The organism is Caballeronia insecticola (genome assembly GCF_000402035.1).
GTDB lineage: Bacteria > Pseudomonadota > Gammaproteobacteria > Burkholderiales > Burkholderiaceae > Caballeronia > Caballeronia insecticola.
Map to the genome: position 1 here is coordinate 372,126 of NC_021289.1, position 26,428 is coordinate 398,553.

Sequence of the window (26,428 nt, forward strand, 5' to 3'; positions counted from 1 at the left end):
CTATGCTAAGGGTAGTCATGATTCTCTTGCGGCTTTTATTCACCACCTCACGGTTCAATCAAACGGTCACGCGAGCGCGACCTGATGCATCAGAAAGACTTCCTCGCCACGTTCCGACGAAGCGATCGCCGCCGCGCATACTTCCAGATTGGCGAGGCCCCATCGGCCATCGTGTATGGCGCGCTTGCGACCGCTGATTGCGTCGTGAAACTCGCGCATCACAAGTTCGCGCGGCGAGATATCGGTCGGCAATTCGATCTCGCGCCGGCCTTCGTGCGTATAGACGAAAAGGCCTTTAGGCGACTGACGAATCTCGCCTCGCTCGCAACTCACGAGCGTCAAGCCGAAGAACGGTTGATCCGGCGCGCTCGCGGGAATCGCGTGACGCGCGCGTGCGGCCTTGGCACGCAATTCATCTTCGATACTCGATGGCTTCGCAATGGCACGCGGCTGCGCGGGAAAGCCCCATTCGCCGATATCGAAGCTCAACTCCGCACTCGCGAATCGGCCATAGCCGTTATAGACGGCCGTGGCGGCGGCGCCATCGGCGAATTCGATGAAGACTGTATGCGCGCCGATTGCGCGCCGTTCAGGGTCCCAGTCGAACGTTTTAGCGCGTACGCTGCGTGCCGCGCCGCCCGCGAGCAGACGAATGATGTCGAACTGATGTGAGCCCTGACGCAAGGTCACGCCGCCGCCCTGAGCGGTGTCGAGTTCGTCGGGACGGCGAGGGCGATAGATCCAGTCGGTGAAGCACCACGTATGCACCATGCGCACGCGGCCGAGTTCGCCCGACTGGATCAACTCGCGCATCGCTTGAATGGGCTGATCGTAACTGTGCGAATGACCCGCGAGAAGGACGATGCCCGCGGCATCGGCGGCGGCGACCATGGCGCGGGCATCGTCGAGATTCGCGGCCATCGGCTTCTCGACGAGCACATGCTTGCCCGCGCGTGCAGCCAGCTCGACGTGCGCGCGATGCAGCGTGGTCGGCGACGCGATATAGACGGCATCGAGCGCACCATGCGCGATGAGTTCCTCGATGCTTTCGTAGGCGCTCACGCCGTATTCCTGTGCGCCTGCTACACGCACCGTCGCCGATGGATCGGCGAAGCCCGCGAGCACGAAGCCCGCATGTTTGCGAATGGCGGGCACGAATGCGCGTCCCGCCGTGCCGAAGCCGACGATGCCGATGCGCACGCACTCTTGTGCGGCGCGGTCGTGAGTGCTGTCGGACTTCGGTGCATGCGTCACAGTGATTCCTCGCTGAAGGTGCCATTAGCCGAATCGCGGCCGTTCTTTGCGGCCACGAGGTCGTCGGCGGCCAGGTTCTCGATCATCGCGAGCAACGTGCGGCGCGTGGCGGCGATGTCTTCCTGCGTGATACCTGCAAGCGCGATGCGATTCACGTCGATCGCGCCGGGCACGAGCGCGGTGCGCAACGCGACACCCTTGGGCGTCAGGAACACGCGCACTTGCTTGCGGTTGTCGGGCAACTTCTGGCGCGTGAGATAGCCGAGCGTTTCCATCGTCTTCAACGCGGAAAACGTGGTCGGTTCGGCCACGCCCGCCTGTTCGCTCAACTGCCGCTGCGTAAGGCCGTCGGTCTGCCAGAGGATGCGCAGAAACGTCCAGTGTCCGTAAAGCACGTCGTGCTCTTTAAGGCGCGCCTGCAACGAGCGCGAAAAGCCGCGCGCCGCGTCCTTGACGAGATGCGCCATGCGTTCTTCCGGCAAGGCCTCGCGCCAGTGCTTGAGCGTGCCCGGTTGCGGGTCGCGTGGAATCTTTTGCTCGCTCTTGTTCATCCTCTCACCTTGTCCGGCATGCACGCATGCCTCTTTTTCGTAAACTTAGATAACTAAGTTAAAATTGTCAATGATGTGGGTGTTAGGGAGATTCCCGATCTCGCCGTCAGATCGCCCTATCCACCGAAAGATGCCTTCATATAGCACTGAAGCGCGTCACGCGGATTTTTCGGCCGCGCACAAGTGACCTAGTATTTTCCATTATTTTTAAGTTAGGTACCTAAGCATAATATGGGTCAAAGACTGGCGACGGGAGGGGTGGCGCCAGCGCACTTCTCCACCATACGGGAAAAGACTCATGCTCACGGCTGAACAAAACGAAACCTTGACGCGCATCGGACCAGGCTCGTCGATGGGAAAGCTGCTGCGCCGTTATTGGCAACCGTTCGCGGCGGCATCGGAACTCGACGATAAATGGACCAAGCGCGTGCGTCTCTTGGGCGAAGACCTCGTGCTCTTTAGGGATCGGCAAGGAAGGCGCGGTTTGATCGCGGAGCAATGTCCGCATCGGCGTGCGTCGTTCGCGCATGGTATTCCCACGGAGCAGGGCATTCGCTGTCCGTATCATGGCTGGGAGTTTAGCGCAGAGGGCAAGTGCCTCAATCAGCCGAACGAGCCGGATAACTGCGCCTTCCGCGACAAGGTCACAACCGATGCTTACCCCGTCGAAGAACTCGGCGGTGTGCTGTTTGCCTATATGGGACCGGAGCCGCGTCCGCTGCTGCCGCGTTTCGACGGCTTCATCGCGCCGGGCGCGATCCGCATGATGGGCCGCGCGCTGTTGCCGGTGAACTGGCTGCAGATCATGGAGAACTCCGTCGATCCGATCCACACCGAATGGCTGCACGGCCATCACTATGAGTTTCAGAAGGAACAGGAAGGCGTGAAGGTCGCGATCAGCGCGAAGCACGAGAAGATCGCCTTCAATGAATTCGAATTCGGCGTGACGAAGCACCGCCTGCTTGCAGGCCATTCGGAGGACTCGGACGACTGGCGTATCGGCCATCCGATCGTGTTCCCGAACATGCTCGCCGTGGGCAACGGCGACGAAGCCTCGCGCTATTACTCGTTTCAGATTCGCGTACCGGTCGACGACGAGCACACGTTGCATCTCTGGTACAACGCGTACCTTCCGCCGAAGGGCATCGACGTGCCGGCGCGTCTCACGGACCGCCTGCATACCTACGATGTTCCGTTTCGCGATGCGGACGGCGAATTCATCGTCGATAACGTCGATGGCCAGGACATGATGGCGTGGATCACGCAAGGTGCGATAGCGGATCGCACGCGCGAAAACCTCGGCGCTTCCGATCAGGGCCTCGCGATCTACCGCCGCATGCTGCGCCGCGAACTGAAGAAGGTCGAAGCGGGCGAAGACCCGATGGGCCTCGTGCGCGATCCCGTGCGCAATCAGTGCATCGACTTGCCGAACGAGCGCAAGAAGCATCACAACAGTGACGGCTTTGCGAGCTTCATGCTGCGCACGCACGCGAAGTATTCGCCGATCGCGCAGGACCTCGTGCGCATCTTCGAATAGGGCTTCAGGCGAGTTCAAGCAGATTCAGCGCAGATTCAGTGCAGGTTCAGGCGGAGGCGGAGGCGCGCGAAGCAGGCTGCATCTTGCATGCAAAACGCATAACACAAAATGCAATCGTGAATGCGTAATGCAAAACGTGAAATGCAAACCTGCGCGTCGCCTTGCAGCGCGAAGCGAAGAGCGGTTCGACAGGCGGTTCGACTATAAACGCCCGGCCACGCAGCCGGACGAACACCGGAGACTTGAGATGCGACCCACGTACATCCGATCCCGCCGACATGGCCGCCGCAGCGCCACGCCGTCCGCTCGTCCGGAGGCGCTCTGATGCTGGACGCCGCTCTTCATGCGCTAACGCTCATTCTCGATCCGTTGCGCCTCGGAATCATGCTGGGCGGCGTGCTGCTCGGGCTCGCGCTCGGCGTCGTGCCGGGCCTGGGCGGAATCGTCGGGCTCGCGCTGCTCATACCGTTCACCTATCACCTCGACGGCTACACCGCGTTCGCGCTGCTGCTCGGCATGGCCGCCGTGACGACCGTGTCCGACTTCATCCCTGCCGTGCTGTTCGGCGTGCCCGGCACCGTCGGCGCGGCGGCAACCGTGCTCGACGGTCATCCGCTTGCGAAGCAGGGCCACGCGCGCCGTGCGTTCGGCGCGGGCTACGCGTCGTCGCTGGCGGGCGGCATCTTCGGTGCGTTGCTGTTGGCGCTCGCCATTCCGGTGCTGCGCCTGATCGTGCTGTATATCGGCTCGGCGGAGTTGCTTGCGATGTGCGTCTTCGGCCTCTCGATGGTCGCGACGCTCTCGGGCAAGGCGCCGATGAAAGGTCTCGCCGTCGCGTCGTTCGGTCTGATGCTCTCGCTGATCGGTTCCGATCCGCAAACCGGCACGCTGCGCTGGACATTTGGCACTTTGTATTTATGGGACCATCTGCCGATCGTGCCGGTCACGCTCGGCATATTCGCGCTGCCCGAACTCGCCGACATGGCGATCGAGCGCACCGGCATCGCGCGTGCGAATCCGCAGCCGGGTGTGCGCGCGAGCACGCAGTGGGACGGCGTGCGGGATGCGGGACGTCACTGGTGGCTCATCCTGCGCTGCAGCGGTCTTGGTGCGCTGCTCGGCGCGGTGCCGGGCATCGGCTCGGCAGTGATCGACTGGATGGCGTATGGCCACGCCATTCGCACCGAAAAGAATCCGGAGAACTTCGGCAAGGGCGATATTCGCGGCGTGATCGCATCGGAGAGTTCGAACAACGCGAAAGAGGGCGGTCACCTGATTCCGACTGTCGCGTTCGGCATGCCGGCGGGTGCGTCGATGGCGCTGCTGCTGAGCGCGTTCATCATGCACGGCTTCACGCCCGGCCCCGAGATGCTGACCAAGCATCTCGATGTGACCTACACGATCATCTGGACGCTGACGATCTCGCACATCATGGGTGCGGTCATTTGCCTTTCGAGCAGCAGTTTGTTCTCGCGTCTTGCGACCGTGCGCGTCGGCATTCTGATACCGCTCGTCATTGCGATCGTCTATCTCGGTGCGTTCAACGCGAGTCAGAGCTGGGGCGATCTGTGTTCGCTCGTGCTGTTCGGCGGCATCGGATGGATCATGAAGCGGCTCAACTGGCCGCGTCCGCCGCTCATTCTTGGGCTCGTGCTCGGCAGCATCTTCGAACGCTATTACTTCATCTCGCACGAGATTTACGGCATGAGCCTCTTCACGCGGCCGGTCGTGGTTCTGATTCTGCTCGCGGCGCTCTGGGTCGTGCTCGGTCCGACGATCAAGGGGCTACGCAAGACCTTGCGTGAGCGTTCACAAACGACGTCGCGTGGCGCTGCGCTCTCATTCAAACTGCGCGTGCGCGGCTTCGACTGGCAGATCGTCTTCACACTGACGATGACGGCGCTCGTGATCGCAGCGATGGCGGTCGCGCGCGACTGGGCCTTCGCCGCAGCCCTTATGCCGATGACGTGCGCCGGCGCTGCCTTGGTGTTTTGCTGCATCGTGCTGATCGAGCAAATGTTCACACGCGAGGCGAAGACGCGCGACACCGATGCATCGCTCTTGATGGATGCATCCGCGCCGATGGGCAAGCTCGCGATGGCCGGTGCAGGCGCGCATTTCAGCGAGCCGCGAGCGAGCATCGATACGCAATCCAATAACGCCATCGCGAAGACGAACGCAGGCGCGACCGCGAGTGCGAACTTCGGAACACACGGCGAACCGTCGATGCATGACGGCCTGGCTTCGACACTCGATACGCGGACCATCTACTTGCGCGGCGTGCGCTTCTTCGCATGGATAGCGGGCGCGCTCGGCGCGGCGACCATCATCGGACTGCTGCCCGCGTTGCTGATCTTCATGCTGCTCGTTGCGCGCTTCGAGTTCGGCGAACGCTGGCGCACATCGGCCGTGCTGTCGATTGCGATGACCGTCGCTCTGTACGTCGTATTCGGCCGCATCTTCTCGACGCCGTGGCCGCAATCGCTGATCGGGGACTGGTGGCCGGCATTGCGTCAGCTGGGCGGCATCGTGTAGAACGCGCAAGCAGGCACAAAGACATCGGCGGCGAGCCTACATCGGCCAGCCGGTCATAACTGGTGGAGACAACCATGAACGTTCGACTCTCGCAGTTCTCATCGCATGAAGGCCTCGCAAGAAGGTCCATGCGCAACAAGCGACGTATGATTGCAGATGCAACTATCTCGGCACTCGCGGCGATGTTGCTATGCGCGCCACTTGCGAGCCGTGCAGCGGCCGAGACGGTCGCCGACTTCTATGGCGGCCGCAACGTGACGATGACGATCGGCTATTCGGTCGGCGGCGGCTACGATACATACGCGCGCTTGCTCGGCAAATACATCGGCAATTTCCTTCCGGGCAAGCCGAACATCACGCCGCAAAGCATGCCGGGTGCGGGCAGCCTGAAGGCGGTCAACTATCTGTACGGCATCGCGCCCAAAGACGGTTCGACGTTCGGCACCTTCGGCCGAACGATGCCCGAACAGCCGCTTCTCGGCGATGCAAGCTTCGATGCACGCAAGCTCACCTGGCTCGGCAGTATCACGAGCGATGTGAGTTTATGCGTGACGTGGAATACATCGCCGGTCAAGACGTTCAAGGACCTCGTCGACAAGGAAGCGCGCATGGGCGGGCAAGGCGCGGGTTCGGATCCGGATGTGATCGCGTCGACCATCAAGAATCTCTTCAATTCGAAACTCAAGCTTGTCACGGGTTATCCGGGCAGCAATGAAACGGCGCTTGCGATGGAGCGCGGCGAAATCGACGGTGAATGCGGGGTGTCGTGGAGCACGATTCAGACGCGTCATCCCGACTGGATCAGCGGCAAGAAGATCAACATCCTCGTGCAGGTTGCGCTGGAGAAGCATCCGGAATTGCCCGACGTGCCGCTGCTGCTCGATCTCGCCTCGAACGATCAGACGCGTCAGGTGCTGAAGGTCATCGTTGCAAGCCAGGTCTTCGCGCGTCCTTTCGCGGCGCCGCCGGGTCTTCCGCCGGAGCGCACCGCCGCGCTGCGGCAGGCGTTCGAGCAGACCGTGAAAGACCCGCAGTTTCTCGCCGAAGCGAAACGAATGGGTCTCGAGGTTCGGCCCGTTTCGTGGCAGCGCATGGACCAGTTGCTCGACGAACTTTATAAAACGCCGCCCGATGTGCTTTCGAAAGCGAAGGCCGCGGTGGGTGGGCGGTTTTAACCGATTCATCACGAACGCAGGACGACACCATGACTCTGGACGAAGCGAAGCAAAAACTGATCGACGCCGGCCGTATTCTCGAAGCCGAAGGCCAGGGCGATCTCACGCGCGGGCACATCTCCGTGCGCGTGCCCGGCGACCCGACGCACTTCCTGATGAAGCCGCACAGCCACGGCTTCGACGAGATCACCGAGGACAACATCGTCGTGTGCAATCTCGACGGCGAGAAGGTGAGCGGCGGCGGCCGCCGGCATAGCGAGGTCTTCATTCACTCGGAGATTTTCAAGGTGCGCCCGGAAGTGACGAGCGTGATCCACGCGCATCCGACCCACGCGGTCGCGCTCTCCGCAACCGGCCAGCCGCTTGAGATGATCAGTCAGCCGAGCGTGCATTTCGCTGACGGGCTGCCGTACTACACGGAGACGATGAACCTGATCCGCACGCAGGACATGGGCGCGGGCGTGGCGCGCGCGCTCGGACAGAGCAAGGCCGTGCTGATGCGTAATCACGGCGTTGCCGTGGCAGGACGCTCGATCGAGGAATCCGTTGTGCTGTCGCTCCTTCTGGATAATGCATGCCGTATTCAATTGCTGACGAAGGCGGCGGGCGGCATCGGCGAGACCTTCTCGGCGGAAGATGTGAACCGCCTGCACGACGCCGTTACGCGCGCGGAGCAGTTCGCCGTCAACTTCGAATTCCTGCGGCGCAAGGTCAATCGGAACTTCGTGCATTCGCTGGTTTAATGCACTTTGCATGCAATCGACAATTTGGTCTTATGGATGCAATCCGCAGGAGATTCATACGATGATCGGAAAACTCAGGCTCTCCGTCGCGATGGGCGACTATGACAGGACGCGTCCGCTGCTCGACGGTCAGGTGCAGATCGACGGCGCCGACCCGGTCTACATGACGCTCTCGCCGGAAGAGATGTTCTTCCGCGCGTTTCGTTATCAGGACTTCGACATCAGCGAACTGTCGTTCTCCAGCTACGCGGTGAAGACGGCGGACGGTTCGTGTCCTTACATCGCCGTACCGGTTTTTCTTTCGCGCGCCTTTCGCCATACCTCGATCTATGTGCGCACCGATCGCATCGAACGGCCGGAAGATTTGAGGGGCAAACGCATTGGCTTGCCGGAGTATCAGTTGACGGCGAACGTCTGGGCGCGCGCCGTGCTCGAAGACGACTTCGGCTTAAAGCCGAGCGATGTGAAATGGGTGCGCGGCGGCATCGACGAGCCCGGCAGGCCGGAGAAGATCAAGCTCGATCTGCCATCGGACATCCAGCTTGAAGCCGCGCCCGAAGGCGACACGATTTCCGCGATGCTCGATCGCGGCGACATCGACGGCTTCATGGCGCCGCGCCCGCCCGGCTGCGCCGCGACGAACCCGAACGTCGGCTGGCTGTTTCGCGATCCGACCGCGGCCGCGAAGGATTACTACCGCCGCACACGTGTGTTTCCGATCATGCATGTGGTGGGCATCCGCAAGACGCTCGTCGAGGCGCATCCGTGGTTGCCCGCTGCCGTACTCAAGGCCTTCACGGAAGCGAAGCGTGTGGCGCTCGCCAGGCTGTCGGACACGTCGGCGACTAAAGTGACGCTGCCGTTCGTCGAAGAGCAATTGAAAGCCGCGCGCGAACTGATGGGCGACGATCACTGGTCCTACGGCATCGATGCCAACCGCGATACACTCGAGACCTTTCTGCGACATCATCATTCGCAAGGGTTGTCGAAACGACGCTTGAGTATCGAGGATGTCTTTCACCCGGCGACGTTCGAAACCGCAAAGATATAGACGCGCCTTCTCACGCACGCATCACGATGACCGCCCATACGATCGACGAGGTTCCGTCCGCGCCCGCCATAAGCGAAGTGAATGCATCCGGCACGCCGCCGGTACCCACTTCTTTCGCGCTGTTTAAGGCGTTTTTCTTTATCGGCTTGACGGGCTTCGGCGGCGTGCTGCCTTGGGCGCGGCGCATGTTGGTCGAGCGGCTGGGCTGGCTTTCGAATCGTGAGTTCGCGGAACTGCTGCCGCTTGCGCAATTATTGCCGGGTCCGAATGTCGCGAATATAGCGACGGTGCTCGGGCGGCAATATCACGGCGCAAAGGGCGCGGCTATCGCGGTCTTCGCGCTTTATCTTGCGCCGACCATCATTACGATCGGCATCGGCTATGCGTATGCGCGCTGGGGTCACGCTGCAATTACGGCGCATCTGTTCGCGGGGCTTATGCCGGCGGCGACGGGCCTTGTGATTGCGACCGTGCTTAAGCTCGTGACGAGTCTGCCGCGCGGCGCGGCCAGCATCCTTCTCGTAGCAGCAACGTTTATCGCCATTGCGGTGATGAAGTTACCGCTTTTGCTCGTGCTCGCCGTGCTTGGACCGCTAGGCACAATCGCGATGTTGCGTCGCGCGCGCAAGGAGTAACGCGATGTGGAGCACACTTGCCGATCTCTTCGTGCATGGTGCAATGTGGTCGCTGCTTGCGGTGGGCGGCATGAATGCGACGCTTGCGGATATCCAGCGTTATGCGGTCGATACGCGTCACTGGGTAACGGGTGAGCAGTTCGTCACGTTCTTCTCCATCACGCAGGCCGCGCCAGGTCCCAATGGCATGGCCGTCGCGTTGATCGGCTTTCAGGCAGCGGGACTTTCGGGCGCGCTTGTGTCGACGCTCGCCAAGATTCTGCCTTCATCGCTGATGGCGTATTTCGTTAGCGCATGGGTTGAACGCAAACAGGATTCGCTTCTTGTCACTGCAATCCGCAAGGGACTTGCGCCCGTGACGGTTGGTTTGCTCGTGTCGGCCGCTTATGTGTTCGCGCGCGAAACCGATGTGAACGTATCGCGCGCGCTTTGCACCTTAGTGTGTGCGGCCGTCGCTTATCGCAGCAAGCTCAACCCGATGTATCTCGTTGCGGCGAGCGCCTTGCTTGGCCTTGCGGGCGTGTTCGGTTGAGCGATCATCCGGCAAGTTGCGCATCGACATTGACGACAATCTTGCCGCGTGCCGAACCGTCAAGCAGCGCTTCATAAGCGCGCTCGGCACTGTGCAGATCGAAACGGCGCGCATCGACGCGCGGCGCGAGCTTGTCTGCATCGACGAGTCGCGCAGCTTCGCGCAGCATCTCGCCATGATGCGCGCGATGCTGTCCCGTCAACAGCGGGTAGAGTGTGAAGACGCCCGAATAACTGGCCTCGCGAAACGATAGCGGTGCAAGCGCGTGCGTGCCCCATCCCAATGCGCTAACGACATGCCCGAAATGCTTCACTGCTGCGAACGATGCATCGAGCGAAGCGCCGCCCGCCGTATCGACCACGACATCGAAGCCGCTGCCATTCGTATGCGCAGCGACATATTCTTCGACGCTCATCGCGCGATAGTCTATTGGCGTCGCGCCTAAACTCTCGATGTATTCGTGATTGCCGGCGCTAGCCGTTGCGAAGACATGCGCACCAAGTGCGCGCGCAAGCTGCACCGCCATATGACCGACGCCGCCCGCGCCCCCTTGCACAAGCACCGTTTGTCGTTCATGCACGCGCGCACGATCGACGATTCCCGCATAGGACGTGATGAATGCGAGCGGCAAAGCAGCCGCATCGCGCATGGAGAGAGACGCCGGTTTGAGTGCGAGAAGCGCTGCATCGACGGCGGCGTATTGCGCAAGCGAGCCCTGAATTCCGCCCACGCCGCCCGTCATTCCATAGACTTCATCGCCGGCTTCGAAGATATCGACGCCGGTGCCGACCGTTTCGACGACACCCGCCATATCGATGCCGAGCACGAGCGGCAGCGGATGCTTTGCATGCGCCGCCGTGCCCGCACGAATTTTCGTATCGAGCGGATTGAGCCCGCTTGCGGCGATGCGCACGAGCACTTGCCCCGGACCGGGCTCGGGACGCGCAAGCTCGACGAGTTCGAGCGGGCCATTGTGACGGTCGAGGACGAGTGCTTGCATGGTGGACATCGGGGCTCCTTGCCGATTGAACGTTGAAAGCGATGTCCTGATAATCTGCCATGCAAGCAAGTATGTAAATCGACATAACTGCACGACGTTCATACGAAAATGAATGAGCCCAATCTCGAATGGAGCGATGTGCGCGTCTTTCTCGCGATCGCGCGCAGCGGCACGCTGGGCGCGGCCGCACGCATGATCGGCCAGACGCAGCCGACAATGGGCCGCCGCTTGCGCGCGCTCGAAGAGGCGCTCGGTCACGTGCTCTTTCAACGCACGAGCGACGGCTTCGTATTGACCGACGAGGGCGCGGCAGTGCTTTCCTATGCCGAGCGCATGGAAGAGGAGGCGCTTGGCTTCACGCGCGCGCTGGCAGGGCAGGATGCAAAGCTGACGGGATTACTGCGTGTGTCTTCATCGGACTGGTTTGGCGTGCACGTGCTGACGCCGGTCTTCGCGCGTTTCCTGGCGAAGCATCCCGACGTGTCGATCGAACTCGTGACCGATTCGCGCCGCTATAACCTCGCGCGTCGCGAAGCGGATCTCGTGTTTCGAATCACGGCATTCGATGAGCCGGATATTGTGCAGCGCAAACTCATGCATATCGATTACGCGCTTTACGGTCGTCAGGATCTTGCGCCGCCGTCCGCGGGCAATGGGCAAGGGCAGACACTGATCAGCATGGACAGCGCATTCGAGCGATTGCCGGACGTGCTTTGGCTCAAGCGCATGCTGCCTCAAGCGAAGGTCGTTTTTAGCAGCAACAATCGCGACGCGCAAACGCACATGTGCGCGCAGGGCGCGGGCTTTGCGGTCTTGCCATGCCCGCTAGGCGATGCCGATACGCGGCTGAAACGCTTCGAACTCGATGAAGCGCCGCCCGGGCGAGATGTGTGGCTGGGTTATCACCGCGATCTCCGGCGAGTTGCACGCTTGCGTGCATTGCTCGACGAAACGATGTCGTCTTTAGGCGCGGCCTAGGCGTCACTAAGTGCTGACGTTCGGATTAATTTACATTGCAACTAACCGTCATTTTTAGCTAAAGCCTTTGAATTAATTCAAATCCATCGGTGATGGCGTCAGATCGAGAAAGCGGACTTAAGCTGGCAGCCGGAGTTTCAAGCAAGCACATCAACGTGAAATAAACGCACCACTTTGATGCGCGAAGCAAAAGCTTTTCGCAGGCAATGTTGCGGATCAAGCTCGTTTTTTAAAGCGGGGCTACAATCCCGTTGCCTTGGCTAGCATCATGCCGTTCAAGGCTCACATTCGCTCTATATCGCTGGCTGCCTCCCCACGCAGTCGGCCATTTGCGCTATCCGCCTACACCAACTCTTAAGCCGGAGCCGCTCATGACCACGCTTTCCATCAACGGCCAGAATCACACCATCGATGCGCCACCCGACATGCCGCTGCTTTGGGCGCTGCGCGATCTGGTCGGGCTGACAGGCACCAAATTCGGTTGCGGCATCGCGCAATGCGGAGCGTGCACGGTTCATCTCGACGGCGTCGCCGTTCGTTCCTGCGTCTTGCCGATCGCCGCAGTCGGCGAGCGCAAGGTGACGACGATCGAAGGCGTCGGCGACACGCCCGCAGGCAAGAAAGTGCAGCAGGCATGGCGCCAGCTCGACGTCGTGCAGTGCGGTTACTGTCAGTCCGGGCAAGTGATGTCTGCTGCCGCCTTGCTCGCGACGGTTCCCGATCCGAACGACTCCGATATCGATGCCGCGATGGCGGGCAACATTTGCCGGTGTGGCACCTATCACCGCATCCGCGCCGCCATCAAGCAGGCCGCAAAGGAGGCGTGACATGTCGCAAGGATTAATCGAAGCTGGACGTCATGCGGCGCGCGCGGGGTTTTCGCGTCGTGCGTTTCTTAAGCTTGGCGTGACCGCAGGCGTTGCGGCAAGCGGCGGTTTGCTGATCGGCTTTAGCCTGCCCGCTGCAAGCCAGGATCAGAGCAAAGGCAAATCCGTAATTGGCGGCGACGGCGTCGAAACACCGCAAGAAGGCGTTTTTGCACCGAATGCATTCGTGCAGATCGACAAGAGCGGCAAGGTCACCCTGATCATGCCGAAGGTCGAAATGGGGCAAGGCGTTTATACGTCGCTGCCGATGTTGATCGCGGAAGAACTTGAAGTACCGCTGGACCAGGTCACCATCGATCACGCACCGCCAAACGAAAAGCTCTTTACAGACCCGCTATTGGGCGGTCAGCTGACGGGCGGTTCCACTTCCGTGCGCTATGCATGGGAGCCCTTGCGAAAGGCGGGCGCGGCCGCTCGCATGATGCTCGTTGCGGCTGCGGCGCAGCAATGGCAATGCGATGCATCGTCCTGTCAGGCGCAAGGCGGCAAAGTCACGCAAGCTTCCGGCAACCGCAGCGCAAGCTATGGAGAACTCGCCGAAGCGGCCGCGAAAATGCCGGTGCCTCAAGAGATCAAGCTTAAGGACGCTAAAGACTTCAAGATCATTGGTACGCCGGTCAAGCGTCTCGACTCGCCCGAAAAGGTAGACGGCACCGCCATGTTCGGCCTCGATGTGCGTTTGCCCGACATGGTCTATGCGGCTATCGTCAATTGTCCGGTATTCGGCGGCACGCTTGCATCCGTCGACGACAGCAACGCGAAAAAGATTCCCGGCGTGCGGCAGGTCGTGAAGTTCGATAACGGCGTCGCGGTGATCGGCGATCACACGTGGGCCGCCAAGCGCGGCGCGGCTGCGCTAAAGATCGAGTGGAACGAAGGTGCGAGCGCGAATGTATCGACGAAACAGATCGTCGACGACATGGCAAATGCATCGCAGCGCACGGGCGCCGTCGCTCGCAAGGAAGGCGACGTGAACAACGCATTCTCCGGCGCCAAGACGCGCGTCGATGCAGTGTATGTTCAGCCCTTTCTCGCCCATGCGACGATGGAGCCGATCAATTGCACGGTCCACGTCCGCCCCGATGGCTGCGATATCTGGCTCGGCACGCAGGTGCCTACGCGCATACAAGATGCAGGCGTTAAAGCGACAGGTTTGCCTGCCGAGAAGATCGTCGTGCATAACCATTTGCTAGGCGGCGGCTTCGGCAGACGGCTCGAATTCGACATGGCCACGCAGGCGCTCAAGATCGGCAAGGCGCTTGGCGTGCCCGTCAAAGTGACCTGGTCGCGAGAAGAAGACATTCAGCACGACATGTACCGTCCGTGCTATTACGACAAGCTCTCCGCCGGGCTCGATGCGAACGGCAAGCCGGTGGCATGGACGCATCGTATTGTCGGGTCATCGGTGCTTGCGCGCTTTGCGCCGCCCGCCGTGAAGAACGGTGTCGATCCGGATGCGGTCGAGGTGGCGTCCGATCTTCCATACGATCTGCCGAATCAGCTTATCGACTACGTGCGCCTCGAACCGCGCGATGTGCCCACCGCGTTCTGGCGCGGCGTGGGTCCGACGCGCGGTACTTTCGTCGTGGAGAGTTTTATCGACGAACTCGCGGTCCAGGCGAAGATCGATCCCGTCAAGTACAGGCGCGATCTGCTCGGCAAGTCACCGCGTGCGCGCAATGTGCTCGATGTCGCCACGCAAGCCGCCGGTTGGGGTCAGCAAACGATGCCGCAAGGACAGGGCCGCGGCGTATCCGTCATGCATGCATTCGGCAGTTTCTTTGCGATCGTCGCCGATGTTGCTGTCGACAAAGAAGGCGCCGTCAAGGTGAATCGCATCGTGTGCGCGGTGGATTGCGGCATGGTCGTGAACCCGAATACTGTCGAAGCGCAAGTGCAGGGTGGCATCATTTTCGGCATCACGGCCGCGTTGTATAGCGAAATCACGATCAAGGACGGACGCGTCGAGCAAAGCAATTTCACCGACTATCGAATGCTGCGCATTCATGAAACGCCACCGGTGGAAGTGCATATCGTCAAGAGCACGGAGGCGCCTGGCGGAATCGGCGAACCGGGCACGGCGGCGCTTGCGCCGGCGATCACCAACGCGATTTATGCCGCAACCGGCAAGCGACTGAGGCAATTGCCAGTCGGTAGCCAGTTGCGCAGCGCCTGAGGAGCCGTCCATGAAGAACGCATTCAAGCCTCTTTTTGCGGCACTTTTTGCATTCGGCGTCGGCTTTGGAACCGTGCCGTCGGCGAGCGCGGCGGATGCCGCCAACGATGCACTCGTCGCACGCGGCGCTTATCTTGCCAAGGCGGGAGATTGCGTGGCCTGTCATTCGGCGCCGCGCGGCAAGCCGCTTGCAGGTGGTCTGCCGATGACAACGCCACTAGGCGCAATTTATACGACCAACATCACGCCCGATCCGGATACGGGAATCGGTCGTTATACGGAAGAAGATTTCACGCGTGCCGTGCGCGAGGGCGTGGCTAAGGACGGTCACAATCTTTACCCGGCGATGCCTTACCCGTCCTACGCGAAAATCAACGACGAAGACATGCATGCGCTCTACATGTATTTCATGCATGGCGTCACGCCGGTCAAGCAAGCCAATCGGGAATCGGATATCAAATGGCCGCTCAATATGCGCTGGCCTTTGAAACTCTGGAACGTAGTGTTTCTCGACAAAGGCGTTTATCAGAACAAGCCCGCCAAAGATGTCGCCTGGAATCGCGGCGCTTATCTGATTCAAGGACTTGGACATTGCGGGTCGTGTCATACGCCGCGTGGAATTGCATTTCAGGAAAAGGGACTGGACGAGAGCAACAATGCCTATTTGACGGGTGGCGTGCTCGACAACTGGTTCGCTTCCAATCTCACGGGCGAGCACAACACGGGACTGGGACGCTGGTCCGAACAGGACGTCGCGGTCTTTCTAAAGACCGGCGCGAATCCGCATGCATCGGCATTTGGTTCGATGACGAGCGTCATCAACAACAGCACGCAGAACCTAAGCGATGCCGATATAGCGGCCATGGCGCTCTACCTGAAATCTTTGCCGGCATCGGGCGGAAATGGTGGGCCGCAGTATTCGTATGATCCAAAGGCAACCAAAGTATCGTTGACTCGTCCGGCGGCGACGGACTCAGGCGCGCGCGTCTATACGGCTTTTTGCATGCACTGCCATGGCGTGGACGGCCGGGGCTTCGCGCCGATGCTGGCACCGCTCGCAGGCAATCCCAATGTGCTTGAAAAGGATGCGTCGTCGCTCATCAACGTGACGCTTAACGGTACGGAGGACCTCGTTATTCACGGAATTCCCGCGCCATATCCGATGCCGCGCTACGCGCCCGTACTCAACGACCAGCAAATCGCCGACGTGCTGACGTTCGTTCGCGGCGCATGGAATAACAACACGGCGGCCGTGCAGCCCGAGGACGTAGCGAAGATCCGCAAGGCGACGCAGGCAGCGCGTTGACGTGGCTCAAGGCGCGTGCCTTCATTGCGCAGAAGGGCGTCACGATGAAAAATCGATGACGTCCAAATAAATGGAAGTGGACGGATGTGCGAGAAATTTTCTGTGCACGCGCGCGCTGATTCGCTCATAGCCATCGCTCAACGCTTTGAGGAGGCGCTCGTCGCTCGCCCCCACGGGCGCCCAGAAGTACTGTTCCAACGCCTTGCGCGTGATGTTGCACTGGATCGCCTGTTCCCGTGAGAACGCAACGAAACTGACGGATGCGCGGTCCGCCGAAATAGCGGCGTGGATCGAGAGCTTGCTTGTCATGATTCGACAGGAGAATAGCGGTTCGCTGTTTTTATTGTGTCAGAAAACTGCGTGTGCGCGCATCTTCAATACGTTGCGAAACGTGGGCAAACGGGCAGGCGGCATTTTTTTCGCGCTTGTCTAATAGGTTTTTTTAAGCAATCATCCGCAGGAACGTGATGAACCGAACGTTCGTTCGAGGAACGGCAACGCGCGTTGCAAGCTAAGCACCGGCACGACAGAATCACGTTGCCATCTCACATGATGGGCCGTACGAACTCGAACGATGAGTTTAAACGCATGTGCTGAAGCGCCGTTGAGAAAAATGAAAACAAAAGCATTCTCAGTTGTACTACTCTAGGAACGATAATTCGAAGCGGCAATGTCGACCTAGGCAGTCAAAGCGATTCATGCGGCGCGGCAGGACCGGCTCTTGAGGCGGATCATGTCGCGCATTCCCGGAACTCCATCGGCCACGCCCAGCCGGCTCTCGTTGCGGCATGCGTTGTCGTCAGCAGGAGCGGAACATGAAGCATCCATCGTTGATGGATCCCTGGAGCCGTACCCTGGCAATGCTCGATAGCCGGGCGAGCCGCCCGTCTGAACCGAACGACAGGAGCGTGTCGCTGACACGCACACTCGTCCGCAATATGTCCACAAGACCCACATGCATCGGCTCAGGCGAGGCGCATTGCGTGAACATTCGCGTTCTGGAGCGTCTTAGCGATTCGACGCTTGCGTTGTCTTGGCACGATCCCACTTCATTCAATTATTCGGAGCAGGTCTGGTCGCTGTGCACTGCGCGCAAGCGCGGAACGTGTGCTTTGAGCGGCCAGGCAATCCGGCGCGGACAGCCCGTGTATCGGCCTAGACGCGTGGGCAGCTCGGTGCCGCTCAACAGCGGCGCGATGATTCTGGCGCTTGCGTTGACGCCGTGCGAGGAGGAAGCAGCCGTGGCTTCCGATTGACCGGGCGCCACTTCACGCGTTGCATGCGTTGTTTCATTGAATTAGCGACTCTTGCGCTCGCAAAGACGGCCGTGCAACAAACGGGCGAGCGCAAGGGACCGAACACGTTTATGTCACGCAAATGGCATAGGCCAAATTGCCATCGCTTAAATGGTCTGATTCACCACTCTGGAAAAAGGAATAGGCCGCTTTACGTCCAGACGTTTCAGTCTAAGCTCTTAGGATATATGCGTCGGGAAATTGCCTGATTTTTTAGGCTTAAAGCGAGCCAGTCAAAAGTAATCTTTTGAGAAATTGCGTTTGACATTGTCATGCACGCTATAAGATTCCCTAGCGGCAGAGTGCGGGGCTCAAAGCGCCGCTTAACGATGCTGACCCAACATCGTCTGAGCAACTGCTTCACGCCAAAAGTGTGTTCTTTAGGCCGCGCACTCAATTCGACGCTCAATATATCTCGGAGGAAAGATGGCAACGCTGTCGCAGCTGGAAAATCAGATTCAAAAGTTGCAGCGCCGCGCAGACGCATTGCGCGAAAAAAAGTCGACTGAAGCCATTGCGAATATTCAGGCGCTCATGGCGGAATATGGCTTGACGACCGCAGATCTCGCCAAAGCGGGCTTAGGAAAAAAGCGAGGCCGTCCGGCCGGTTCGACGAATGCGTCGGCTTCACGCGGCAAGACGGCAGCGAAGTCCAAACTTCCGCCCAAGTATCGCGACCCGGCCACAGGCGCGACCTGGAGCGGGCATGCGCGTCCGCCTGCGTGGATCAAGGACGCTTCGGATCGAAGCGTATTTCTGATCGATAGCCCGGCGACGGGAAGCGTTGCACGGGGTGGAGCAGCATCGGCTTCGCGCGCCGCCAGCGCGAAAGGCGCAATTAAAGGCGCAACTAAAGGCGCTGCCAAGAAAACGGCTCGCAAGAGCGTGCAACGGGCATCCGCCTGATCGTCGTTTAACCGAGCAACGGGCTGTGCACTTTGGAAAATCCGCTCGCTCGATCATAAGCGAGTCCGAGTTGCAGCACGCCCAGATCTTCCTGGGCCGGGCCGATAATCTGCAATCCGGCTGGCAATCCAGTCGCGCTAAAGCCAGCCGGCACGCTGAGCGCGGGCAGCGATGCCATCGTGGCGGGGACCACCGTCTCCATCCAGCGATGGTACGTGTCCATCTCGCGCCCATCGATTGCGTGAGGCCAGTCGAGATTTGCATCGAATGGAAACACCTGCGCCGAAGGCATCACCAGATAATCGAAGCGGGCGAATAGCGTATTGATGGCTTGATACCAGGCAGACCGATCGCGCACTGCACGCGAAATATCTTCCCCCGATAGTTTCAAGCCTCGTTCGATTTCCCATACGGCTTCCGGCTTGAGCAGATTGCGCTTGGCGTCGTCGCGATAGAGCGGCGCATTCGTGCCGGCGAAAGTGAGACTGCGCAAGTCGAGCCAGGCGTGCCACAAACGATCGAGATCGAACTCCACATGCGCAGCCTCGACCACGCAGCCGATGGTTTCGAAATGACGCAGGGCCGCTTCATAGATGTCCATTAAACCTGCGTCGGTGGGCAGGCGTCCGTTCATATCGCCCAGCCAGCCAATGCGCAGTCCGCGCGTGTCGCGTTCAAGCGCGTTAGCGAATTCCGCGGGTTTGTCGCTTTTGCGTGAGAGCGGCGCGCGCGCATCGAAGCCTGCTTGCACGGAAAGCAGAAGACCCAGGTCGGGAACCGTGCGTGCGATCGGGCCTGCGACGCTGAATTGCTGAAAGAAGACGTCATCGCTGGGTGCGTAAGGCACGCATCCCGGCGTCGTGCGAAAACCAAAGACGTTGTTGAATGCTGCGGGCGTGCGCAACGAGCCCATCATGTCGGAGCCGTCCGCGCACGGCAACATGCGCAGCGCGACGGATACGGCAGCGCCACCACTGCTGCCGCCAGCAGAGCGAGATTGATCGAATGCGTTTCGCGTGGTTCCGTACACGGGGTTATAAGTGTGACCGCCCAATCCGAATTCCGGTGAGTTCGTGCGGCCTACAAATAGCGCGCCTGACCGGCGCATGCGTTCGTAGACGATCGCATCGTTCTGACTGACTTCGCCCGCGTAGATCGGCGAACCTTTGGTGGTGATCATGCCGGCGACCGGCAAAATGTCCTTAGGCGCTTGAGGAAATCCATGTAATGGTCCAAGGCTCTCGCCTTTGGACAATTGCGTATCGCGTTCGGATGCGAGCTTGACGAGCATATCGCGATCCTGCATCGCGACAATGGCATTGACCACCTGATTCATGCGGTCGATCTGTGCGAGATATGCGTTCATCACTTCGACGCAAGACACAGCGCGCGCATGAATTGCTTGAGATAGCGCGACGGCATCGAGCGACACGATGTCGTCATTCGGCGAAGGGGAAGCGTGAGCGTCTAGGGCAGTCATGATTTAACCGTGATAGAGCGGACCGATTTAACGATGAAACTCGGGAAGCACATAAGCGGCGACTTCTTCGATGATATCGCGCGCAGGGCGTCGCTCCGAATCGATATTGAGCGTGACATGATGCGTGCCGCTTTCGCGCATGCGATGCAGCACGTCGGTAAGCGCGCGATGCCCTGTGCGATAACCGAGCGAAATGTCGCTTGCGGGTTCGTCGGCGTTATTGCCGAGATCGAGCCGCATCGCAACACCGAAAGCGCGAAAGGCGCCGGGAACGGTGCGTTCGACCGCTGCGCGCCACATGCTGTAGCGGCCGCGTTGCGCTTGCGGCTCGCGGTGATAGGTCATCCAGCCGAATGAATGGCGCGCGATCCAGTCGACGCTTTGACCGCCCGAGCCCACTGCCAGCAATGGAATCGGCGCACTTTGGCGAGGCAGAAGATAGAACTCGGATGAGTCTTCCGGCGCACTGTCGGCAATCACGCGCGAGGGCATCGCGATAGCTGCGGCAAGCGTCTCCCAATGGTCGCGGTAAAGATCGCGGCGCTCATCCGGGTTGCGGCCGAACGCGGCATATTCAGGCGGACGGTCACCCGAGCCGACGCCAAGAATGAAACGTCCTTGCGATAGCGTGTTCACCGAGAAGGCGCCTTTGGCGATGTGCAGCGGATGTCTGAGCGTCAACACGATTGCACCGCTGATGAGCGCAATGCGCTCCGTATTCGATGCCAGCGCACCGAGCAATACCCACGGATCGAGATGTCCGACAGGATCGGGATAGTCGATGCTGTTGAGCGGCACGTCGCGAACCCAGAGCGCGCGAAAACCGAGCCGGTCGGCCAAGCGCGCAAGCGCAATCTGTTCGTTGAAATCGACTACGTCTTGATTCTGGCCGGTGATAGGCAACGTGATACCTATCGAGAGCGCGTCTCGAACGAATACTTCGCTTGCGACAGAAGATAAGGCCGGAGTGTTTTCGCTAGCGGTCATGACACGCATCGCGTCAGGAAATTGGCTTGACGTCGATGGTATCACCGCAATTCGAAAGAGCGCCGGCGCCGCGCGGCGCCGGGCATTGTGTCGACTAGGCGCGAACTTATACCGCAGGCACAACGCTGCGCCGCGTAACGAGCGACACGACATACGTCACGATGATATTCACCGCGAGCGCAATCAAACCGATATACATCGGCCAGGTTGCATCGCCCACATGCAAGGCATAAACCGGCTTAAGGCCTTGAGAAATTGCAAGCCCGGTGCCGAGGACGATGCCGCAGAGCCAGCCAAGGAAGAGGCCCGGCGTCGTCAAACGGCGCGTAAAGAGCGTGAACACGATGGCAGGGAAAATTTGCAGAATCCACACGCCACCAAGCAATTGCAGATCGATCGCATACTGGGTCGGCAGGAACACGATGAAAAGCAAGGCGCCGAACTTCACGACAAGCGATACGAGCTTGGCGGTCGATGCTTCGGACGCCGGCGTCATGTCGGGAGAAACGAGCGGACGCCACAGGTTGCGCGTGAACAGATTCGCCGCGCCGATCGACATGATCGCCGCAGGCACGAGCGCACTGATTGCGATCGCTGCCGCCGCGAAGCCGACGAACCATGACGGAAACAGCGTACCGAAGAGCGTCGGTACGACGTCCGAGGCGGACTTCACATGCACGCCCGCCGCGATCGCCATATAGCCGAGCAACGCGATCAAGCCAAGCAACAACGTATAAGCCGGCAGAAAAATTGCGTTCTTGCGGACGGTCGCAGCCGACGACGACGACAAGACCGCAGTCATCGTATGCGGATACATGAACGCCGCGAGCGCCGAGCCGAGCGCAAGCGATGCATAGGCTGTGAATTGACCGGGCTTGAGAATGATGCCGGTCGGGCCGCCCTTAGCCTTGAAGTATTGATCGGCCGAGTCGAACACGTGCGCGTAGCCGCCGAGCTTGAGCGGGATGAGCCACACCGCCGCAATCACGACGATATAGATCATGATGTCCTTCACGAACGCGATCATTGCGGGCGCACGCAGGCCGCTGGTGTAGGTATAGAGCGCGAGAATCACGAACGCGATGATAAGCGGCAGTTCACCCGTTATGCCAAGGCCCTTGATGACGACCTGCATGCCGACGAGCTGCAACGCGATATACGGCATTGTCGCGACGATGCCCGTTACGGCGACCGCCGCCGGGAACCATTTGCCGCCGTATTCGCCTTGCACGTAATCGGCGCCGGTGATGTGGTTCTTCGCTTGCGCGATCTTCCACAGTTTCGGCATGACCGCAAACACGAACGGATAAACGATGATCGTATAAGGCAGCGCAAAGAAACCGTACGCGCCGACCGAATAGACTAAAGCAGGCACGGCGATCACCGTATAAGCGGTATAGAAATCGCCACCGACGAGAAACCATGAAATCAACACGCCGAACTGGCGGCCGCCCAGGCCCCACTCATGCAACTGATTGAGATCGCCGCGTTTCCAGCGTGCGGCGAAGAAGCCGACGACAGTCACGAGCACGAAGAACGCGATGAAGATGGTCATCGCGACCGGATCGACAGGAGTGAGATCGTTCATTTGAGGCCCTTATACACGACGTAAAGCAGGAGCGACGTGAGCGGCACCCAAAGAAACTGATACCAGTAGAAAAACGGAAAGCCCGCTAAGGAAGGACGCGTGTCGTTATAGAACGGCAGCCACAGCAGTGCGACGTAAGGGATCAAAAGCACAGCCCACAGCCATGGGCTGCGGGGCGCATCGTTGTTGGGTTCCAAAGCATGTCTCCTCATGAATCAGCGCTGACAAGAACGTGGCGGCGCGCCGGCCCGACGTTCGTTTCGCTGATGCGAGCAAAGGCCACGGCGCCAACGGGTGCGCATTATCCAAGATATTCCGGATTGTTGCCCGTTGCACAAGGGAGATACAAAGGAAGAAGAAATACTCGTTTACGAAGCGCTTTCTTGGTAATATCGACGTCGCTATTTTGAGTGCATTTCGCTAAAGAAATGCCTTCATAACTTATGAGGCTGGTCTTACGAAGCGTTGACAGTTTGCGAACGACTTCGCTTGCCGACAAGCATCGCGCGCTTGCCGCCAAAGCCCGCGACCTTGCGATATTCAAAGCCGTTTTGCAGAAGCGCCCGCTTGACGTCGCCTGCGCTGGTATAGGTGGCGAAGGTTGCGTCGTCGCTCGTCATGCCGGCAAGCGTTGCGAATAGCGCGGGCGTCCACATGTCCGAATTCTTAGCGGGCGCGAAGCCGTCGAGATAAATGGCGTCCGCGCTCAGGCCGCGTTCGGACAAGTGCGGCAAGAGCGTGGTCGCGTCGCCGAAAGCGAACGTCAGCGCCAGGGCACCGGCCAGTGGCGAAATGGATTGGTCGTCGATGATTGCTGCATGTGCGCGACGCAAGTCGCCTGCGCTAAAGGGATGCTTCTCGATCGAAACGAATTCGATCGCCTTGACGCGCCGAGGATCGTCACGCCATGCCGCCCACGTTGCAAGAAAGTTGATGCCCATGCCGAAGCCCATTTCCAGCACGATCAAGCGCCTTTTCTCGCGCCACCGTTCAGGAAAACCATTGCCGTTCAGGAACACGTGGCGCGCTTGCGCCAGTGCGCCCGCAACGCTGTGGTAGATGTTGTCATGGCGCGGTGAGTAGGGCGTTCCGTCATCGCGAGAGACGAGCGGAGCAACGGCAAGCGGCTCGTGCATGTTCGAGCGGACGCGTTCAGGCGTCAGTTGCCGGTTGATCGAGCGAGATGCCCAACTCGCTTGCCATGCGCTGAACGATCGCGCGCAATTGCACCACTTCGTGAGCGAGGCGCTTCTGCTCGGACTTGAGCGCCTCGAATTCGGAAAGCGAAAAGGATTCGCCGCCCTGCATGTCCCGTGCGGGCATGTCGCTAAAGCTCACTTCGCCGCACAGCAGGTGCGCCCAACGATTTTCACGCTCGCCGGGGACGCGCGGCAGCTTGACGACGCGCGGCGGATCGTTACCGGCAAGCTCATCCAGAAAGCTCTCAACCGATGAGATATCCGCGAACGAATGCAGCCGTGCGCTGTTGGCGCGCAATTCGGCGGCCGTTTGCGGACCGCGCAGGAACAGCGTCGCGAGCAATGCGACGGATTGGCTCGGCACGCCGAGTACCCGATTCACGTTGTGTTCGAAGCGCGGCACGCGACTGCTGCTGCCCTCGATAACGAGGCTCAGTCGCTTGAGGCCGTCGATGGTCGTCAGCACTTCGTCCTCGCTGACGTTCATGACCGGTGAGCGCGCTGTCTTCTGATTGCAACCCGCAGTCAGGGAATTCAGCGAAAGCGGATACGTGTCCGGTACCGTATGCTGCTTTTCGACGAGTACGCCCAGAACGCGCGCCTCGAGCGGGGTGAGTTCGCGCAACGCGGGCCGCGGAGCGGCGTCAGAAGGAATGTTCATATGCGTGTGAAGGTTGCTGTGAGACGCCTATGATACCGGCGCCGCGTGGCGCGCCAATCATTACGCACCGTCTTGCGGCATGAAACGATTGCTCAAGCTTGTGCAACGTTAGGCAATTTGCGCTTTCTTGGTGCATGCTAAAGGCATGGCGTGTTTGGCATGCGTCTTTAAAGGAGAAGCTGAACGCTAAGACCATTGGCATTGAAGTTGCTTAAAACAAACGGCACTGGGCCGCCTGCGCAATCGATGCACCGCACACAATGGTGTGACGGATAGAAGTACATCGCGCTTCGGGGTTGCCTATCGACATATCTCGCAAGTTGGGATGTGTCACGTCTTTCGGGCTCTTCAGGCATTTTGCGAGTGCGACCAGAAAAACGAGCAAAGGGGAACCGTCACTCCCCGGCATGCACTTCATATGGAAGACCGGCTATGACGCAAGCATTCTTCAACGAAATGTTCGAGCGCAGTGATCTTGAGGCGCGCGGCGTGTCGGCGGCGGATTTTCGTGACGTGGGCGCGCCACGCACGCATTACCGAGACTTCTTGCACTGGCTGGCCGCGCAAAGCGATCAGCAAATCGATATCAAACGCGCTGAAGCGGACCTCAATTTTCGTCGCGTAGGTATCACGTTCGCGGTGTACGGAACGAGCGACGTACCCGGCATCATTCCCGAGCGCACCATTCCGTTCGATGTCATTCCCCGCATCTTTCCCGCCGACGAATGGCGCGCACTGGAACGTGGCTTGAGGCAGCGCGTCAATGCGCTCAACCGCTTTATTCACGACATCTATCACGAGCAAGACATCATTCGCGCGGGGATCATTCCCGAGGCGCAGATCTTGGGCAATGCGCAATATCGGCCGCAAATGCGCGGCGTGAATGTCGCTCGCGATATCTACGCGCACATTGCGGGCATCGATATCGTCAGGGCGGGGCAAGGCGAGTTCTATGTGCTCGAAGATAATCTTCGCGTTCCGTCGGGCGTATCGTACATGCTCGAAAACCGCAAGATGATGATGCGGCTCTTTCCCGATCTCTTCGCGCGCAATCGCGTCGCGCCGGTCGCGCATTATCCCGACTTGCTGCTCGACACCCTGCGCGCGGCAGCGCCCGCCGCCGTGGAAAATCCGACCATCGTTGTCATGACGCCGGGCATGTACAACTCTGCCTATTTCGAGCACGCGTTTCTTGCGCAGCAGATGGGCGTCGAACTCGTCGAAGGGCAGGATCTCTTCGTCGATAACGATTATCTGTATATGCGCACGACGCAAGGGCCGCAGCGCGTCGATGTGATTTATCGCCGCGTCGACGATGATTTTCTCGATCCACTCGTGTTCCGGTCCGACTCGACGCTTGGCGTTCCAGGGCTCATCAACGCTTATCGCGCGGGCAATCTTTCGCTATGCAATGCGGTGGGCACGGGCATCGCCGACGATAAATCGATCTATCCCTATGTGCCGGACATGGTTCGCTTTTACCTTGGCGAGGAACCCATTCTCAACAACGTGCCGACGTGGATGTGCCGCAAGCCCGACGATCTCAAGTACGTACTCGATCACTTGCCTGAACTCGTTGTCAAGGAGACGCATGGCGCCGGTGGTTACGGGATGCTCGTAGGCCCGGCGTCGACCGCAGCGCAGATCGCGGAATTCCGCACGGTGCTCGAGGCGCATCCGGAAAAATACATTGCGCAGCCGACGCTCGCGTTATCTACGTGTCCGACCTATGTGGATGCAGGTATCGCGCCGCGCCATATCGATTTGCGTCCGTTCGTGCTTTCGGGCACGGAGGTACGTATGGTGCCGGGTGGTCTGACGCGCGTTGCTTTACGTGAGGGATCGCTCGTCGTCAATTCATCGCAAGGCGGTGGCACTAAAGACACCTGGGTGCTGGAGCGCTAAGGAAAATCAAAGCATCGTTATCCATGCAGCACTAAAGACAACGACAA

General features: G+C 59.9%; 24 protein-coding genes. 14 read left to right on the forward strand and 10 right to left on the reverse strand.

Features of this window, described 5'->3' with window-relative positions:
* Positions 1-66: 66 nt before the first annotated feature.
* Together BRPE64_RS26335 and BRPE64_RS26340 are read right to left on the reverse strand one after the other, a co-directional pair.
* Positions 67-1,254 carry a Gfo/Idh/MocA family oxidoreductase gene (locus tag BRPE64_RS26335; RefSeq protein ID WP_016348002.1) on the reverse strand — a complete coding sequence of 396 codons (1,188 nt, stop codon included), beginning with the start codon at positions 1,252-1,254 and terminating at the stop codon, positions 67-69.
* On the reverse strand, positions 1,251-1,805 hold the full coding sequence (locus BRPE64_RS26340; protein WP_016348003.1) for a MarR family winged helix-turn-helix transcriptional regulator: 555 nt from the start codon (positions 1,803-1,805) through the stop codon (positions 1,251-1,253). The genes BRPE64_RS26335 and BRPE64_RS26340 overlap by 4 nt, the downstream gene beginning before the upstream one ends.
* A 298-nt stretch (positions 1,806-2,103) precedes the next feature.
* Here BRPE64_RS26340 and BRPE64_RS26345 point away from each other — a divergent pair, with 298 nt between their 5' ends.
* The 7 genes from BRPE64_RS26345 to BRPE64_RS26375 all read left to right on the forward strand — a co-directional run bounded on the left by BRPE64_RS26345 (position 2,104) and on the right by BRPE64_RS26375 (position 10,013).
* A complete protein-coding gene (locus BRPE64_RS26345) occupies positions 2,104-3,342 on the forward strand; it encodes an aromatic ring-hydroxylating dioxygenase subunit alpha (RefSeq protein WP_016348004.1) in 1,239 nt (412 codons plus the stop codon).
* 324 nt (positions 3,343-3,666) lie between these two features.
* Entirely contained in the window at positions 3,667-5,877 is a 2,211-nt protein-coding gene (locus BRPE64_RS26350) for a tripartite tricarboxylate transporter permease (protein ID WP_016348006.1), read from the forward strand.
* A 146-nt stretch (positions 5,878-6,023) separates the two neighbouring features.
* The gene (locus BRPE64_RS26355) at positions 6,024-7,052 is read left to right on the forward strand and encodes a Bug family tripartite tricarboxylate transporter substrate binding protein (RefSeq protein WP_232519330.1); all 1,029 of its coding nucleotides are present in this window, start codon (positions 6,024-6,026) and stop codon (positions 7,050-7,052) included.
* 29 nt (positions 7,053-7,081) lie between these two features.
* Complete coding sequence (locus tag BRPE64_RS26360; RefSeq protein WP_016348008.1) at positions 7,082-7,795, forward strand: class II aldolase/adducin family protein; 714 nt, start codon at positions 7,082-7,084, stop codon at positions 7,793-7,795.
* 64 nt (positions 7,796-7,859) lie between these two features.
* On the forward strand, positions 7,860-8,846 hold the full coding sequence (locus BRPE64_RS26365) for a substrate-binding domain-containing protein (RefSeq protein ID WP_044043723.1): 987 nt from the start codon (positions 7,860-7,862) through the stop codon (positions 8,844-8,846).
* Between the two features lie 26 nt (positions 8,847-8,872).
* Positions 8,873-9,481, forward strand: a complete 609-nt coding sequence (locus tag BRPE64_RS26370) for a chromate transporter (RefSeq protein ID WP_016348010.1) — start codon at positions 8,873-8,875, stop codon at positions 9,479-9,481.
* 4 nt (positions 9,482-9,485) lie between these two features.
* The gene (locus BRPE64_RS26375; protein WP_016348011.1) at positions 9,486-10,013 is read left to right on the forward strand and encodes a chromate transporter; all 528 of its coding nucleotides are present in this window, start codon (positions 9,486-9,488) and stop codon (positions 10,011-10,013) included.
* 4 nt (positions 10,014-10,017) lie between these two features.
* Here the strand turns inward: BRPE64_RS26375 and BRPE64_RS26380 are convergent, their stop codons facing one another.
* A complete protein-coding gene (locus tag BRPE64_RS26380) occupies positions 10,018-11,022 on the reverse strand; it encodes a zinc-dependent alcohol dehydrogenase family protein (protein ID WP_016348012.1) in 1,005 nt (334 codons plus the stop codon).
* Between the two features lie 99 nt (positions 11,023-11,121).
* On the opposite strand from BRPE64_RS26380, the gene BRPE64_RS26385 reads away from it, so the two are divergent.
* The 4 genes from BRPE64_RS26385 (at position 11,122) to BRPE64_RS26400 (ending at position 16,360) form a co-directional block, all read left to right on the forward strand.
* Positions 11,122-11,991 (forward strand): LysR family transcriptional regulator, encoded by an 870-nt coding sequence (locus BRPE64_RS26385; protein WP_016348013.1) that lies wholly within the window; start codon positions 11,122-11,124, stop codon positions 11,989-11,991.
* 371 nt (positions 11,992-12,362) lie between these two features.
* On the forward strand, positions 12,363-12,818 hold the full coding sequence (locus tag BRPE64_RS26390; protein WP_016348014.1) for a (2Fe-2S)-binding protein: 456 nt from the start codon (positions 12,363-12,365) through the stop codon (positions 12,816-12,818).
* Between the two features lies 1 nt (position 12,819).
* A complete protein-coding gene (locus tag BRPE64_RS26395; RefSeq protein ID WP_016348015.1) occupies positions 12,820-15,054 on the forward strand; it encodes a xanthine dehydrogenase family protein molybdopterin-binding subunit in 2,235 nt (744 codons plus the stop codon).
* 10 nt (positions 15,055-15,064) lie between these two features.
* Positions 15,065-16,360 carry a c-type cytochrome gene (locus BRPE64_RS26400; protein WP_016348016.1) on the forward strand — a complete coding sequence of 432 codons (1,296 nt, stop codon included), beginning with the start codon at positions 15,065-15,067 and terminating at the stop codon, positions 16,358-16,360.
* A gap of 39 nt (positions 16,361-16,399) precedes the next feature.
* On the opposite strand, the gene BRPE64_RS26405 is transcribed toward BRPE64_RS26400, so the two are convergent.
* Positions 16,400-16,669, reverse strand: a complete 270-nt coding sequence (locus BRPE64_RS26405; RefSeq protein WP_016348017.1) for a DUF1488 family protein — start codon at positions 16,667-16,669, stop codon at positions 16,400-16,402.
* 674 nt (positions 16,670-17,343) lie between these two features.
* Here BRPE64_RS26405 and BRPE64_RS33830 point away from each other — a divergent pair.
* Both BRPE64_RS33830 and BRPE64_RS26415 read left to right on the forward strand, forming a co-directional pair.
* A complete protein-coding gene (locus BRPE64_RS33830) occupies positions 17,344-17,616 on the forward strand; it encodes a DUF3331 domain-containing protein (protein ID WP_016348019.1) in 273 nt (90 codons plus the stop codon).
* Positions 17,617-18,081: 465 nt separating this feature from the next.
* Positions 18,082-18,561, forward strand: a complete 480-nt coding sequence (locus tag BRPE64_RS26415; protein WP_016348020.1) for an H-NS histone family protein — start codon at positions 18,082-18,084, stop codon at positions 18,559-18,561.
* Between the two features lie 7 nt (positions 18,562-18,568).
* Here the strand turns inward: BRPE64_RS26415 and BRPE64_RS26420 are convergent, their stop codons facing one another.
* From BRPE64_RS26420 to BRPE64_RS26445, 6 genes are all read right to left on the reverse strand, one after another.
* Positions 18,569-20,041, reverse strand: coding sequence for an amidase (locus tag BRPE64_RS26420; protein WP_044043322.1), 1,473 nt, complete (start codon positions 20,039-20,041; stop codon positions 18,569-18,571).
* 27 nt (positions 20,042-20,068) lie between these two features.
* Positions 20,069-21,028, reverse strand: a complete 960-nt coding sequence (locus tag BRPE64_RS26425) for an LLM class oxidoreductase (RefSeq protein WP_044043728.1) — start codon at positions 21,026-21,028, stop codon at positions 20,069-20,071.
* A gap of 106 nt (positions 21,029-21,134) precedes the next feature.
* Positions 21,135-22,616, reverse strand: coding sequence for a monocarboxylate uptake permease MctP (gene mctP, locus BRPE64_RS26430; RefSeq protein WP_016348023.1), 1,482 nt, complete (start codon positions 22,614-22,616; stop codon positions 21,135-21,137).
* Positions 22,613-22,813 (reverse strand): DUF3311 domain-containing protein, encoded by a 201-nt coding sequence (locus tag BRPE64_RS26435; RefSeq protein WP_044043329.1) that lies wholly within the window; start codon positions 22,811-22,813, stop codon positions 22,613-22,615. The genes mctP and BRPE64_RS26435 overlap by 4 nt, the downstream gene beginning before the upstream one ends.
* A gap of 258 nt (positions 22,814-23,071) precedes the next feature.
* Complete coding sequence (gene mnmD / locus BRPE64_RS26440; protein WP_016348025.1) at positions 23,072-23,752, reverse strand: tRNA (5-methylaminomethyl-2-thiouridine)(34)-methyltransferase MnmD; 681 nt, start codon at positions 23,750-23,752, stop codon at positions 23,072-23,074.
* A 16-nt stretch (positions 23,753-23,768) separates the two neighbouring features.
* Positions 23,769-24,476, reverse strand: coding sequence for a YceH family protein (locus BRPE64_RS26445; RefSeq protein WP_016348026.1), 708 nt, complete (start codon positions 24,474-24,476; stop codon positions 23,769-23,771).
* 432 nt (positions 24,477-24,908) lie between these two features.
* Here BRPE64_RS26445 and BRPE64_RS26450 point away from each other — a divergent pair, with 432 nt between their 5' ends.
* On the forward strand, positions 24,909-26,381 hold the full coding sequence (locus tag BRPE64_RS26450) for a circularly permuted type 2 ATP-grasp protein (RefSeq protein ID WP_016348027.1): 1,473 nt from the start codon (positions 24,909-24,911) through the stop codon (positions 26,379-26,381).
* Positions 26,382-26,428: the final 47 nt, after the last annotated feature.